Source organism: Methylobacterium sp. WL69 (assembly GCF_008039485.1).
Taxonomy (GTDB): Bacteria; Pseudomonadota; Alphaproteobacteria; order Rhizobiales; family Beijerinckiaceae; genus Methylobacterium.
Window position 1 is genome coordinate 1 of the sequence record NZ_VRUZ01000105.1, and the last position, 13,133, is coordinate 13,133.

Genomic DNA, 13,133 nt, shown 5'->3' on the forward strand with positions numbered 1-13,133 from the left:
GGGGAAAAGGAAGGCGCACGCGCGGTGTGGAGACACGGATATGGACCAGCAACACAAGCTGAACGATGTCCCGCCTCGTCTGCGCTCGTTCGCCCGTGCGCAACGGCAAGCAATGCCCCGCGCCTTCAGCCACGCCTCGACGGTGCCGATCAAGGCGTCGCGCGCGCCCTCGTGGCCCACCGACTCGATGGCGGCCCCCAGGAACGCCTGGACCAGCAGGCTCTCGGCCTCCGCCTTCGGCAGGCCGCGCTGCATGAGGTAGAACAGCAGGTCGTCGTCGAGGGCGCCGCAGGTGGCGCCGTGGCCGCAGGCGACGTCGTCGGCGAAGATCTCGAGTTCGGGCTTGTTCATCATCTGGCCCTCGTCGGACAGGATGAGGCAGGCCGACATCATCTTGCCGTCGGTCTGCTGCGCCGCCTGCTGGACGATGATCTTGCCCTGGAACACGCCGGTGGCGGCTCCGTCGACTACGGTCTTGAACAGCTCGCGGCTGACCCCGCCGGTGGCGGCGTGGTCGGCGAGGAAGGTGGTGTCGGCGAGCTGCTTGCCGTTGAGCATGGCGGCGCCGTTGACCACCGCGCGGGCGTCGGCCCCGGCGAAATTCAGGTAGACCTGATGGCGCGAGAGCACGGCGCCCACCACCACGTTGACGGTCTCGATGGCCGATTCGGCGCCGAGCCGGGCCGACAGGGTGGAGAGCGCCACGGCCTCGCGGCCCTCCGCGTTGAGGCGGGCGTGCCGGAAGGTGGCGTGGTCGCCGATGACCACGTCCACGGCGTCGTTGGACTGGTAGGCGACGCCGTCCGGCCCCTCATGGCTCTCGAGGATCAGCGCCTCCGCCCCCTCCTCCAGCACCACGAGGACGCGGGTGGCGGTGGAATAGGCCTCCGATCCGGTGCCGACGAAGCAGAGATGCAGCGGCGTCTCGACCGTGACGCCGGCCGCGACGGTGATCAGCGCGCCATCCGCCAGGAAGGCGGTGTTGAGCTGATAGATCGCGTTTTCGGATGCCTGCTTCACCGGGGTGAGCTGGGCGAGGCGCGCATCCCCATCGGTCAGAGCTTGCGTGAGCGGCGTCACGGTGATGCCGGCCGGGATGCGGGTGAGGTCGGATTCGGCCTCGATGAGGTGGCCGTTGACGAAGGTGAGGCGCACGGCCTCGATCCCGGCAAAGCCCCTGGCCTCGGCGGATGCCGCCCTGGCGGTCTCGGCCGAGGGCATCTCGGCCGGATGGGCGGCGTCGCGGAAGGCGGAGCGGAGGTCCGTGTACTTGAACGCCTCGACCCGCCGGGTCGGCAGGCCCACCGCCTCGAAATAGCGAAAGGCCTCCTCGCGGGCGATGGACACGCCCGTGGGGTACTTCATCTTCGTGGCTTCGAAGAGCTTGGTCAGGCCGGTCTCGGCCGCCGTGCGGAGCGGGGTGATGTCGGCCATGATCAGGCGGCCTCGCCCGTGCGGTACTCGGAGTAGCCGGAGGCTTCGAGGGCCTTGGCGAGATCCTTGTCGCCCGACTTCACGATCTGGCCCTGCGACATGACGTGGACCACGTCCGGCACGATGTAGTCGAGCAGGCGCTGGTAGTGGGTGATGACGAGGAACGAGCGGCCCTGCGCGCGCAGGGCATTCACGCCGCCGGAGACGACGCGCAGGGCATCGATGTCGAGGCCGGAATCGGTCTCGTCCAGCACGCAGAACTTCGGCTCCAGCAGGGCCATCTGCAGGATCTCCATGCGCTTCTTCTCGCCGCCGGAGAAGCCGACGTTGAGGGCGCGCTTGAGCATGTCCTTGTTGATCTCCAGCTTCTCGGCCGCCGCGTTCACCTTGCGGATGAAGTCGGGCGTCGAGAGTTCGCCCTCGCCCCGCGCCCGGCGCTGGGCGTTCAGCGTCGCCTTGAGGAAGGTCATGGTGCCGACGCCCGGGATATCCAGGGGATACTGGAACGCCAGGAACACGCCGCTCGCGGCGCGCTCGTCGGGGCTCATCTCGAGGATGTTGACGCCGTCGAGCAGGATCTCGCCGTCGAGGACCTCGTAGTCCTCCTTGCCGGCGATGACGTAGGACAGGGTCGACTTGCCCGAGCCGTTCGGCCCCATGATGGCGGCGACCTCGCCGTCGTTCACGGTCAGGTTGAGGCCGTTGAGGATCTGCTTGTCCTCGATGGCGACGGTGAGGTTCTTGATTTCGATCATTGCAGCGTCGTCCTGAAATTCAATGCGTTTGGCCAGCGACCCTCCCCCCTCTGCGGGGGAGGGTGCCTGCGGAGCAGGCGGGAGAGGGGCAGCGCGAGGTCTTCCGGAAAGGGCAGTGCTCCCCTCACCCGACCCGCTTCGCGGGCCACCCTCTCCCGCAGAGGAGAGAGGGCAGAAGTGCACGCTGGATCAGCGTAGGACCGCCCTACCCCACCGAGCCTTCGAGGCTGATGGAGATCAGCTTCTGGGCCTCGACGGCGAACTCCATCGGCAGCTGCTGCAGCACGTCCCGGACGAAGCCGTTGACGATGAGTGCCGTCGCCTCCTCGTTGGAGAGGCCGCGCTGCTGGCAGTAGAACATCTGGTCCTCGGAGATCTTCGAGGTGGTGGCCTCGTGCTCGAACTGCGCGGAAGAGTTCTTCGACTCGATGTACGGCACCGTATGCGCGCCGCACTGGTCGCCGATGAGCAGCGAATCGCAGTTTGTGAAGTTGCGCGCCCCCGTGGCCTTGCGGTGGGCCGAGACGAGGCCCCGGTAGGTGTTCTGCGAGCGCCCGGCGGAAATCCCCTTCGAGATGATCCGGCTGGTGGTGTTCTTGCCGAGATGGATCATCTTGGTGCCGGAATCGACCTGCTGCATGCCGTTCGACACGGCGATGGAGTAGAACTCGCCCCGGGAATTGTCGCCGCGCAGGATGCAGGACGGGTACTTCCAGGTGATGGCCGAGCCGGTCTCGACCTGCGTCCACGAGATCTTCGAGTTGGCGCCGCGGCAATCGCCGCGCTTGGTGACGAAGTTGTAGATGCCGCCCTTGCCCTCGTTGTCGCCCGGGTACCAGTTCTGCACCGTCGAGTACTTGATCTCGGCGTCGTCGAGGGCGACGAGCTCGACCACGGCGGCGTGGAGCTGGTTGTCGTCGCGCTTCGGGGCGGTGCAGCCCTCGAGATACGAGACGTAGGAGCCCTTGTCGGCGATGATCAGGGTCCGCTCGAACTGACCGGTGTCACGCTCGTTGATGCGGAAATAGGTCGAGAGCTCCATCGGGCAGCGCACGCCCGGCGGGATGTAGACGAACGACCCGTCGGAGAAGACCGCCGAGTTCAGGGTCGCGAAGAAGTTGTCCGTCACCGGCACGACGGAGCCGAGGTACTTCTTGATGAGGTCCGGGTACTCGCGGATGGCCTCGGAGATCGGCATGAAGATCACGCCGGCCTTGGAAAGCTCCGCCTTGAACGTGGTGGCGACCGAGACGGAATCGAACACCGCGTCGACGGCGACCCGGCGCTCGGGGGCGATGCCCTCCAGCACCTCGACCTCGCGCAGGGGAATGCCGAGTTTCTCGTAGGTCTTCAGGATTTCCGGATCGATCTCGTCCAGCGACATGGCGGCCGGGCGCTTCGGGGCCGCGTAGTAGTAGATGTCCTTGTAATCAACCTTGTCATAGGAGACCCGCGCCCAGTCGGGCTCCTGCATGGTCTGCCAGCGCTTGTAGGCGTCGAGGCGCCAAGCGAGCATCCACTCGGGCTCGTCCTTCTTGGCCGAGATGAAGCGGATCACGTCCTCGGAGATGCCCTTTTCGGACTTCTCCATCTCGATGGTGGTCTCGAACCCGTACTTGTACTGGTCCAGATCGATGGATCGGACCCGGTCGATGGTCTCCTGCACGGCAGGCATTGGCGTCTCCTGATCGACCCGGCGTCAAGGGCCGGGCGTGGTCGCGAGAAAGGATTTGGACGGGCCGCCGTCAGGCGGCCCGGCCTCTCCGTCGATATAGGGTCTCGACGAGGCGTTCGCAGGCGGCGAGACAGCGCGTCCCGTCGCTTTCCGTACTGTTCCACCCGAGGCTGACGCGCAGGGCCCCCGCAGCCAAAGCAGGGCTGACGCCCATGGCGGCGAGGACGGGCGAGCGGGCGACCTTGCCCGAGGCGCAGGCCGACCCGGACGAGAGTGCGACCCCGGCGAGATCCAGCGCCATCAGGGCGGTGGCCGCGTCGAGGCCCGGAATGGCGAAGCTCAGGGTGTTGGGCAGGCGCGGCGCGCCGACGCCGAACACCACGAGGTCGGGCGCGAGGGCCCGCAGGCCCGCCGCCATGGCGTCGCGCAGGACCTCGTGGTGCGCGCCGAACCCGGCCATCTCGGCCGCCACCCCCATGCCGACGAGGCCCGGCAGGTTCTCGGTGCCGGCGCGCAGGCGCCCCTCCTGGCCGCCGCCGCGCAGGAGCGCCGGCTCCAGGGTGACGCCCGCGGCGAGGACCACGGCGCCGACGCCCCGGGGGGCGGCGAACTTGTGGCCCGAGAGGGTCAGGGCATCGAGGCCGAGGGCGGAAAGATCCAGGGGGATCTTGCCCACCGCCTGCACGGCGTCGGAGTGGACGAGGGCGCGGCCGTGGCCGCGCGCCAGGGCGACGATGTCGGCGAGCGGCTGGATCACGCCGGTCTCGTTGTTGGCGGCATGGACCGAGACGAGGACGCCCTCCCCCCGGTGCCGGTCGAGGGTTTCGGCAAGGGCGGCGCGATCGATGACGCCATGCGCATCCACCGGGATCACCGTCACGGCATCGGCCGGGAAGCGATGGCCGGCGGCGACGCACGGATGCTCGGTGGCACCGATGATCAGCCGGGTCGGGGCCGCCTCGCCGGCCCGGCGCAGGCCGCCGGACAGGACGGCGTTGGCGGCCTCGGTGCCGCCGCTCGTGAACACCACACGGCCGGCGCCGACACCGACGAGGCGGCCGACCTGCGCGCGCGCATGCTCCAGGGCCGCCCGCGCCGCCCGGCCCTCGGCATGGACCGAGGACGGGTTGCCGGACAGCCCCAGGGCCCGCGCCACGGCCGCAGCCACCTCGGGCCGAACCGGCGAGGTCGCGTTGTGGTCGAGATAGGCACGCGGCGAAGTCATGGAGCGAAAACCACTGGCGGTCTCAAGGTCGAGGACGACAAATCCTTGCTTTTGCCCCCCACGATCATGCTAAGGCGCCGAAGAACCCTATTCGACAGCCCGTCGTGCAAGGGGCGCACCCAAGGGACGCAACAACGCGAACGCAGCGACCCGGACGCGCCCGAACCGCTTGTTTAGAACAGTTCCAGTCCACTAGAACCGTTCTAAGAGCGCTTTTAAGTTCGCGCCCAGTCGAGTCAAGGCGTTCCGCGCGGTGTCTGCCGTGCGTCCGGCGTCGCGCGCTCCCCCCGAAGCTTGTGAGAGATCCATGCCCGAAGTCATCTTCACCGGTCCGGCCGGCCGTCTCGAGGGACGCTACCAGGCCCCCAAGAAGAAGGGCGCGCCCATCGCCATCGTGCTCCACCCCCACCCGCAGTTCGGGGGCACGATGAACAATCAGATCGTGTACAATCTGTTCTACACCTTCGCCAACCGGGGCTTCGCCGCCCTGCGCTTCAATTTTCGCGGGGTCGGGCGCAGCCAGGGCGCGTTCGATCACGGCACCGGCGAGCTGTCCGACGCCGCCTCGGCCCTCGACTGGGTCCAGTCGGTCAACCCGGAGGCCCGCGCCTGCTGGATCGCCGGCGTGTCGTTCGGTTCGTGGATCGGGATGCAGCTTCTCATGCGCCGCCCGGAGATCGAGGGCTTCATCTCCATCGCCGCCATGGCCAACCGCTACGACTTCACATTCCTGGCGCCGTGCCCGTCCTCGGGCCTGTTCGTCCACGGCTCCGAGGACCGGGTGGCCCCGGCCCGCGAGGTGATGCCGGTGATCGAGAAGGTGAAGGTGCAGAAGGGCGTCATCATCGAGCACCAGGTGGTCGAGGGCGCCAACCACTTCTTCGACGGCAAGGTCGACGAGCTGACCCAGACCGTGGACACCTACCTCGACAAGCGCCTCGGCACGAAGGAAATGACGGCCTGAGGCGGGGCGGTCGCCCGGGGAGACGCGCATCCCCGGGCTCAGATCTTCGGACCCGGCCGCACGGCCCGGTCCGACCCCGCCTCAATGCTGCGGGGCCGTGGTGAAGGCACCGCCGCGGATGCGGTCCGGAAAACCCTCGGCGTAGCGGGCGGTGGCTTCCTCGCCGTAGGTCATCACCAGCTCCTGGAACGCCGCGAACAGGGCGGCCTGGGCCATGCAGTCGCCGTCGAGGCCGTCGAGACAGCCCTCGGCGAACGCCTCCGACACGTAGCCGAGCGCGGCGCGCTTGTCGTCGAGATCCGCCTCGAAGGGCGCGGGGGCTGATTCAGCGTGCATGGCCAGGCTATCGTTGGCGCCGAAGGACCGCTCGGCAGGTTCCAAGGATGATAGGGCGCGGAATCGGGCCCGCAAAGCCAGGAATTGCGAAGCGGTTAACGTCGGCGCTCGAATTGTTCGAATTAACCGCTGCCGTTCGGAGTGTGGCTCGGCCGCATCACCCGCCGAAGCGGCTGGCCAGGGCGTGCGACAGGCGCTCGCCCTCGGTCACGAACCGGGTGGCCGCCTCCCGGGCGGAGGACGTGCAGACCCGGTAGGTCAGGGCGTAGCCGCGATAGCCCCGGTTGTAGGCGCCGGCCAGACGGTCGCGGCGGCCGGGGGTGACGCCCTCGGCCTCCAGGAGCGCCTTCATCCGCACGGGCCATTGGGCCGCGTCCGGGTCGGCGCAGAGCTCGCGCAGGAAGGCCAGGGCCCCGACGATCTCGGACAGCCGCATCAGGTCGCGGTCGTAGGGCGCCGGCGGCGGCTCGGGGGCGGGGGCCGGCTCCTTTTCGGAGTTCCTGCCCTCGCCCTTCGGCGCGGCACGGGTCGCCCCGCCCCGCCCCTGCTGGGCCTCGGCGCCGGGAACCGCCGCCAGGATCGTTAGGAGGCACAGGCACAGGCTGAAGACGGGGACCGATCCGGGCTTCGTCACGCGGCGGATGTCCCGGATGTCTCGGGGATTTCGGAGATCTCGTGGGCGGCGACCCGCGCGAAGGCGGCCGCTACGGTGCCGTCGAGGCCCGGCGTGGTGTCGAGGCCGGCGAGCTCCGCCGGGGTCGCCCAGCGCACGGCCAGCGCTTCCGGTCCCGCCACCGGCTCGCCGCCGGTCCACAGGGCGGCGTGGGGATGGACCACGTAATGGTGGCGCGTCCGGCCATCCGCGGCGCGCAGGATGATCTCGGTGGGGGGCAGCACGCCGACCACCGTTGCCGCGAGGCCGACCTCTTCGCGCAGCTCGCGCAGGGCCGCCTCGGCCAGGGCCTCGCCGGCCTCGACGAGGCCGCCCGGCAGGGTCCAGACCCCGCGCATGGGCGCGTTGGCCCGGGCGGCGAGGAGCACCCGGTCGCCCCGGATCACCGCGATGGAGGCGCCGACGAAGGGCCGCGCCGGGAACAGCCGCGTGGCGTCGTCGGACGGATCGGTTTCACTCATGGGTCGGGATTCACCACGGCGATGCGCCCGTCGGCAAGGCCGACGAGGAGGCGGGCGGCCGGTCCCGTCCCGAGGGTGACGACGCCGAAGGCGGCGGGCGCCGGCAGGGGAACACGGGCGCGCTCCGTCACGGCGCCCTTGAGGGAGAGAACCGCCAGGGCCGAGCGGTCCGCCACCGGCAGGGCGAGGTCCACGGCCCCGTCGCGGGGGAGGAGCGCCGCCAGGCCGGGACCGCCCTCGCCGGGGGACGCGGCGTCGTAGCCGGATGCCGCGTGAAGGGCGCGCAAGGTCCCACCCTCGTAGGCCCAGAGTCCGAGCCGGGTGGCGCCGCCGGCCGGCCCCGTCACGGCGATCTGCGGCCGGCCGGTGCCGGAGAAGTCCGCGACGCCGGCCACCTGGAGCGGCTTGCCGGCCTCCACGGGGCCGCGCGCCCGCACGCTCCAGCCGGCCTCGGCGGCCTCCGCCACCGCCAGCGAAGACCCGTCCCCGGTCTCGGTGACGGCGACGATGGCGGGGCGCCCGTCGAAGGTCGCGATGTGCGGGGACCGCAGGGCGAAGGCGGCCTCGGGGGCGGGCCGCACCGTCGCGGTGGCCACCGGCACGGGTTTCGGCTCGGCGCTCATGGGAACGGCCTTGCGCTCGCGGATCACGAGGGCGCCCGCCCCCGCGCGGCCCCCGGCCGTCACCGGCTCGGCGAGGTGGGCCGACAGGGCCCCGGCGACGGCCCGGCGCGAGCCCGCAAGCGCCCCGCGCGGGGTCTCGGCGGCGGCCAGTCCCGCCACGGCCTCGCGGCCCAGGAGCGTCACGGTCACCCGCCCGTCCACGAGGGCGAGGGCGGCGCCCCCCGCCTCGCCCCAGACCACGGCGATGGGCGCGCCGTCCTCGGATGCGCCCGCTTTCGGCCGCGCCAGGGGCAGGAGGCCGGAGGTCGCCACGGCCACGGCGACCTCGCTGCCGGGGCCGCGCAGGGCGCTCGCGGCGAACGGCAGGTCGAGGAGGGTGACGGACGGCTCGGCGGCGGCCGGGAGCGGCGTGGCGAGGAGCAGCAGGGCGACGAGGAGCGCGGGCCGCGCCACCCGTTCAGACATGCTGGCCGCCGTTGATGTGCAGCTCGGCGCCGTTCACGTAGGACGAGGCCTCGGTGCACAGGAAGTAGATGGCTTTCGCCACCTCGTCGGGGGTGCCGAGGCGGCGCTGGGGAATGCCGGCGACGATCTTGTCCGTGCCGGGCGAGAGGATGGCGGTGTCGATCTCGCCGGGCGAGATCGCGTTGACGCGCACCCCGAGGGGGCCGAAATCGCTCGCCATCTCGCGGGTGAGGCCGGCCAGCGCCGCCTTCGAGGTGCCGTAGGCGGCGCCCGCGAAAGGATGGACGCGGGAGCCCGCGATGGAGGTGACGTTGACGATGGAGCCCTTGGCCCGGGTCAGTTCCTCGCACAGGCCGCGCGCCAGGAGGAGCGGCGCGAACACGTTGACCTGGAACACCTTGCGCCAGTCGCCGAATTCCGTGGCGATGGCGCCGAGGCGCTCGCCGTTGGCGCCCTTGGGCGAGATGCCGGCATTGTTGACGAGTGCGTGGAGCAGGCCGCCCTCGTCGGCCAGCCGCCCGGCCACTTCCCGGATCCCCCGCATGGTGTCCTCGGGATCGGCCAGATCGACCTGGAGGTGATCCTCCGGGCCCATCTCCCACGGACAGTTCTCGGGAAACGCGTGGCGCGAGCAGGTGATGACCCGCCAGCCGGCCGCGGAGAACCGCTTGACCGTGGCGTGGCCGATGCCGCGGCTCGCGCCCGTGAGCAGCATGACGCGCCGGCGTTCGTTGGAGGATGTGGCCAAGACCGTTCCTTCAGGATCGGGAGGCGGTTAACCGGAAGACATCCGCCACGCCGATCTCAAGGTCTAAGGGGCGCCGATCCTAAAATCCAGGGTCGATCCCGCGCCGCACCACGGACCGGCGGCGTCCGTCACGGATAGAGCCGCGCGCCGGCCCAGCCGTCGCCGGACCGCGTGAACCGGACCCGGTCGTGCAGGCGGAACGGACCGTCCTGCCAGAACTCCATCGCGACGGGCGCGATGCGAAAACCGATCCAGTTCTCCGGCCGCGGCACCGGGCCGTCCTCGAACCGGGCGGCCAGCGCCGCCACCTCCGCCTCCAGGGTGGCGCGGTCGGCGAGGGGCCGCGACTGGCGGCTGGCATGGGCGCCGATGCGGCTGTCGCGGGCGCGGCTGGCGAAGTACGCGTCCGCCTCCGCCGGCGTGACGGGCGACACGGGGCCGCGGGCGCGGACCTGCCGGCGCAGGCTCTTCCAGTGCAGCACGAGGGCGGCTTGGGGGTTCTGGGCCAGTTCCTCGCCCTTGGCCGAGGCGGTGTTGGTGTAGAACACGAATCCGCGCGCATCGACGCCCTTCAGGAGCACCATGCGCACGTCGGGCAGGCCGTCGGAGCCGGCGGTGGCCAGCGCCATGGCGTTGGCGTCGTTGGGCTCCGCGGCCTCGGCCTCGGCCATCCAGACGCCGAACAGCGCCCACGGATCCGTGGCGCGGGTGAAGTCGGCCGCGGGGGCGGGGTCATCGATCCTTAACCGATCCAAGGCGAACATCCTGCGAGCGTGAGATCCGGGTCGGGGGGCACCGACGTGGGGCGCGGTTGGCCGTCGGTCCTCTCCCGTCGTGAGTTCAAGTGTAATGCGTCGGTGCGACTTTAGAGCGAAACGGCCGGCGGCCAACATCCCCGCCGCCGGTTTTTCGAAGCGGAGCCTTGGGACGTGGCGGGCCGTGGTCGCCCTCACCTTCCTGCCCCTGTCGGGCTGCGGCCTGCCGATCATCACCTTCCAGACGGAGACCGTCGCGGAGGCCGCCCCGCCGCCCGAGCCGACGAGCACGGGGAGCATCGAGCGCCATCCGGTGGGGTTCGGCCAGGACCTCGGCACCGAGGACTGGCGCCGAGCCCACGCGGCCCTGTCGGTGGCCCTCGATCCGCAGGGCAACGGCCGCCCGGTGAAGTGGGACAATCCCGAGACCAACCTGCGCGGCTCCGTCAACCCGACGGGCCTGCCTTACGTCTCCAACGACCAGATCTGCCGCGACTTCCTCGCCTCGGTGATCGCCCCGGGCCGCAGCCGGTTCCTGCGCGGCACCGGCTGCAAGCCGTCGGGCGGCGAGTGGACCCTGAAGCGGGTGCGCGGAACGAAGGCGGCGATCTGACGCCGGGGGATCGGACGCCGAGGGATCGGGCGGGAGGCGTCGCGCGTTGCCAGGGGTGGACCGGCGCATCCGTGATGCGCCGGCGAAATCTGGAAGGCTCGCGTTGCGAAGCCGCCGCGAACCGTCCACATCAGGCACGATGATTCCGGGGGGGCGGCACCACCGGCTCCCCACGGCACCGAGACATATCTGACCGATGCGCAATCCCTACGACGTGCTGGGCGTGCCCAAGGGCGCCAGCGAAACCGACATCAAGAAGGCCTACCGCAAGCTCGCCAAGGCCTACCACCCCGACCGCAACGCCGGCGACGCCAAGGCCAAGGACCGCTTCGCCGAGGCGAACTCGGCCTACGAGATCCTGGGCGACGCCGGCAAGCGCGGGCAGTTCGACCGGGGCGAGATCGACGGCGACGGCAAGCCCCGCGCCAGCGGGTTCGAGGGGTTCGGCGGCTTCGGCGGCGGCGGTGGCGCCCGGGCCGGCGGGTTCGGCTTCGAGCAGGCGGCCCGGGGACGCGGCGCCGGCGGGCCCGGAGGCGGCGGGCCCGGTGGCATGGGCGACGACATCTTCTCGCACCTGTTCGGCGAGGCGTTCCGGGCCGGCGCCGGCCCGCGCGAGCCGGCCAAGGGCGACGACGTGGCGGCCGAGCTCAGCGTGACCCTCGAGCAGGTGGCGAGCGAGGAGAAGCTGCGCCTGTCCCTGCCGGGCGGGCGCGACGTCGACGTGGTGGTGCCGCGCGGCGTGGTCGACGGTCAGGTGATCCGCCTGCGCGGCCTCGGAGCGCCGGCCGGGCGCGGCGCGCCGGGCGACGCGCTGCTCACCATCCGCATCCTGCCGCACCCCCGCTTCACCCCGGACGGCGCGGATCTGCGCGCCTCCGTCGAGGTGCCCCTCGAGGACGCGGTCCTCGGCGGGCCGATCCGGGTGCCGACCCTGACGGGCGCCGTCGAGATGCGGATTCCGGCCATGACCGGTTCGGGCCGCACCTTCCGCCTAAAGGGCAAGGGCCTGCCGAAGAAGGACGGCACGCGGGGCGACCTGTTCGCCACCACCGCCATCGCCCTGCCCGACGCCGAGGACCCGGCGCTCACCGACTACGCCAAGGCCCGGCGCGCCGCGCGGGTGGGGTGAACCGACCCGGAAAATCCCGGACTTCCGTCACCGCCATGCCTCCGCTAAGAGTGCCCGCGGCGCGTGCCGTTCAAGGGTGCGCGCGGCGCGTGCCGTCCGTCCGGTCCCTCCGGCCGGGCCTCGTCACGCCCAGCGGACGCTTCTGGCTCAGGTGACTTCATGGCGGACACGAATCCGGTTCACGATCACGTCGGCGGCTTGCTGGCCGGCAAGCGCGGCCTGGTGCTCGGTGTCGCCAACAACCGCTCCATCGCCTGGGGCATCGCGAAATCCGCCGCCGCCCACGGGGCCAAGCTCGCCTTCACCTATCAGGGCGACGCCCTGAAGAAGCGCGTCGAGCCCCTGGCCCGCGAACTCGACGCCCACGTGGTCGGCCATTGCGACGTCACCGACCCGGCCTCCATCGACGCGGTCTTCGCCGCCACCGCGGAGGTGTTTCCCGAAGGCCTCGACTTCGTCGTCCACTGCATAGCCTTCTCGGACAAGGACGAGCTAACCGGCCGCTACCTCGAGACCTCGGAGGCGAACTTCACCAAGTCGCTCCTGATCTCGTGCTACTCGTTCACGGCGATCGCCCAGCGCGCCGAGGCGCTGATGACGAACGGCGGCTCGCTCCTGACCCTGACCTATTACGGCGCCGAGAAGTGGATGCCGCACTACAACGTCATGGGTGTGGCGAAGGCGGCCCTGGAGGCCTCCGTGCGCTATCTCGCCGCCGACCTCGGCCCCTCGAAGATCCGCGTCAACGCCATCTCGGCCGGCCCGATCAAGACCCTGGCGGCGTCGGGCATCGGCGACTTCCGCTACATCCTCAAGTGGAACGAGTACAACGCCCCCCTGCGGCGCACGGTCACCATCGAGGAGGTCGGCGAGACCGCCGCCTACCTCGTCTCCGACATGAGCCGCGGCATGACCGGCGAGATCCTCCACGTCGACGCCGGCTACCACGTGGTGGGCATGAAGAACCCGGAAGCGCCGGACCTCAGCCTCGACAAGGACTGAGCCGGGACGCTCCGTCACCCGGCCCCTTCGTCCTCGCGCGCCATGAAGTCGGCGATGAGGGCGAAGTAGCCGGGCAGGAGGTCGGCGAGCACCGCGCCCCCGGCCGGCGTCACCGTGATGCGCTTGGCCCTGCCGTCCCCCGGGACCGGAGCGCTGCCGAGCAGGCCCGCCCGCACCAGGGCCCTGACGGTGTCCGTCACGACGGGGCGCGAGATGTCGAGCCGGTCGGCGATTTCGCTGGCGAGCAAGCCGCCTTGCCCCGTCCCCCCTTGTCC

General features: G+C 71.0%; 15 protein-coding genes. 4 read left to right on the top strand and 11 right to left on the bottom strand.

Annotated features, from left to right (window positions below):
- From sufD to FV218_RS19465, 4 genes are all read right to left on the bottom strand, one after another.
- The coding region (gene sufD / locus FV218_RS19450; protein ID WP_147711170.1) for a Fe-S cluster assembly protein SufD at positions 1-1,434 on the bottom strand (1,434 nt) is incomplete at its 3' end.
- Positions 1,435-1,436: 2 nt separating this feature from the next.
- Entirely contained in the window at positions 1,437-2,189 is a 753-nt protein-coding gene (sufC, locus tag FV218_RS19455) for a Fe-S cluster assembly ATPase SufC (protein WP_147711171.1), read from the bottom strand.
- Positions 2,190-2,394: 205 nt separating this feature from the next.
- On the bottom strand, positions 2,395-3,864 hold the full coding sequence (sufB, locus tag FV218_RS19460; RefSeq protein ID WP_056095944.1) for a Fe-S cluster assembly protein SufB: 1,470 nt from the start codon (positions 3,862-3,864) through the stop codon (positions 2,395-2,397).
- Between the two features lie 70 nt (positions 3,865-3,934).
- On the bottom strand, positions 3,935-5,089 hold the full coding sequence (locus FV218_RS19465) for a cysteine desulfurase family protein (protein WP_147711172.1): 1,155 nt from the start codon (positions 5,087-5,089) through the stop codon (positions 3,935-3,937).
- Between the two features lie 307 nt (positions 5,090-5,396).
- Here FV218_RS19465 and FV218_RS19470 point away from each other — a divergent pair, with 307 nt between their 5' ends.
- Positions 5,397-6,053 carry an alpha/beta hydrolase gene (locus FV218_RS19470; protein ID WP_056095938.1) on the top strand — a complete coding sequence of 219 codons (657 nt, stop codon included), beginning with the start codon at positions 5,397-5,399 and terminating at the stop codon, positions 6,051-6,053.
- Positions 6,054-6,134: 81 nt separating this feature from the next.
- Here FV218_RS19470 and FV218_RS19475 read toward each other — a convergent pair whose 3' ends face one another.
- The 6 genes from FV218_RS19475 to pdxH all read right to left on the bottom strand — a co-directional run bounded on the left by FV218_RS19475 (position 6,135) and on the right by pdxH (position 10,123).
- Entirely contained in the window at positions 6,135-6,389 is a 255-nt protein-coding gene (locus FV218_RS19475) for a hypothetical protein (protein WP_056095935.1), read from the bottom strand.
- A gap of 157 nt (positions 6,390-6,546) precedes the next feature.
- Entirely contained in the window at positions 6,547-7,023 is a 477-nt protein-coding gene (locus tag FV218_RS19480) for a TIGR02301 family protein (RefSeq protein ID WP_246685194.1), read from the bottom strand.
- On the bottom strand, positions 7,020-7,523 hold the full coding sequence (locus FV218_RS19485; RefSeq protein ID WP_147711173.1) for an NUDIX hydrolase: 504 nt from the start codon (positions 7,521-7,523) through the stop codon (positions 7,020-7,022). The genes FV218_RS19480 and FV218_RS19485 overlap by 4 nt, the downstream gene beginning before the upstream one ends.
- Complete coding sequence (locus FV218_RS19490) at positions 7,520-8,611, bottom strand: hypothetical protein (protein ID WP_147711174.1); 1,092 nt, start codon at positions 8,609-8,611, stop codon at positions 7,520-7,522. Before FV218_RS19490 ends, FV218_RS19485 begins: the two co-directional genes overlap by 4 nt.
- Entirely contained in the window at positions 8,604-9,326 is a 723-nt protein-coding gene (locus tag FV218_RS19495) for an SDR family oxidoreductase (protein ID WP_056095925.1), read from the bottom strand. Before FV218_RS19495 ends, FV218_RS19490 begins: the two co-directional genes overlap by 8 nt.
- A 161-nt stretch (positions 9,327-9,487) precedes the next feature.
- On the bottom strand, positions 9,488-10,123 hold the full coding sequence (pdxH, locus tag FV218_RS19500) for a pyridoxamine 5'-phosphate oxidase (protein WP_147711175.1): 636 nt from the start codon (positions 10,121-10,123) through the stop codon (positions 9,488-9,490).
- Positions 10,124-10,208: 85 nt separating this feature from the next.
- Between pdxH and FV218_RS19505 the strand changes: the two genes are divergently transcribed.
- From FV218_RS19505 to fabI, 3 genes are all read left to right on the top strand, one after another.
- A complete protein-coding gene (locus tag FV218_RS19505) occupies positions 10,209-10,727 on the top strand; it encodes an RT0821/Lpp0805 family surface protein (RefSeq protein WP_082476649.1) in 519 nt (172 codons plus the stop codon).
- A 196-nt stretch (positions 10,728-10,923) separates the two neighbouring features.
- Entirely contained in the window at positions 10,924-11,856 is a 933-nt protein-coding gene (locus FV218_RS19510) for a DnaJ C-terminal domain-containing protein (protein WP_147711176.1), read from the top strand.
- Between the two features lie 159 nt (positions 11,857-12,015).
- Entirely contained in the window at positions 12,016-12,858 is an 843-nt protein-coding gene (gene fabI, locus FV218_RS19515; RefSeq protein WP_147711177.1) for an enoyl-ACP reductase FabI, read from the top strand.
- A 14-nt stretch (positions 12,859-12,872) separates the two neighbouring features.
- Here fabI and FV218_RS19520 read toward each other — a convergent pair.
- Positions 12,873-13,133: MarR family transcriptional regulator (locus FV218_RS19520; protein WP_147711178.1), on the bottom strand; the 261-nt coding region annotated here is incomplete at its 5' end.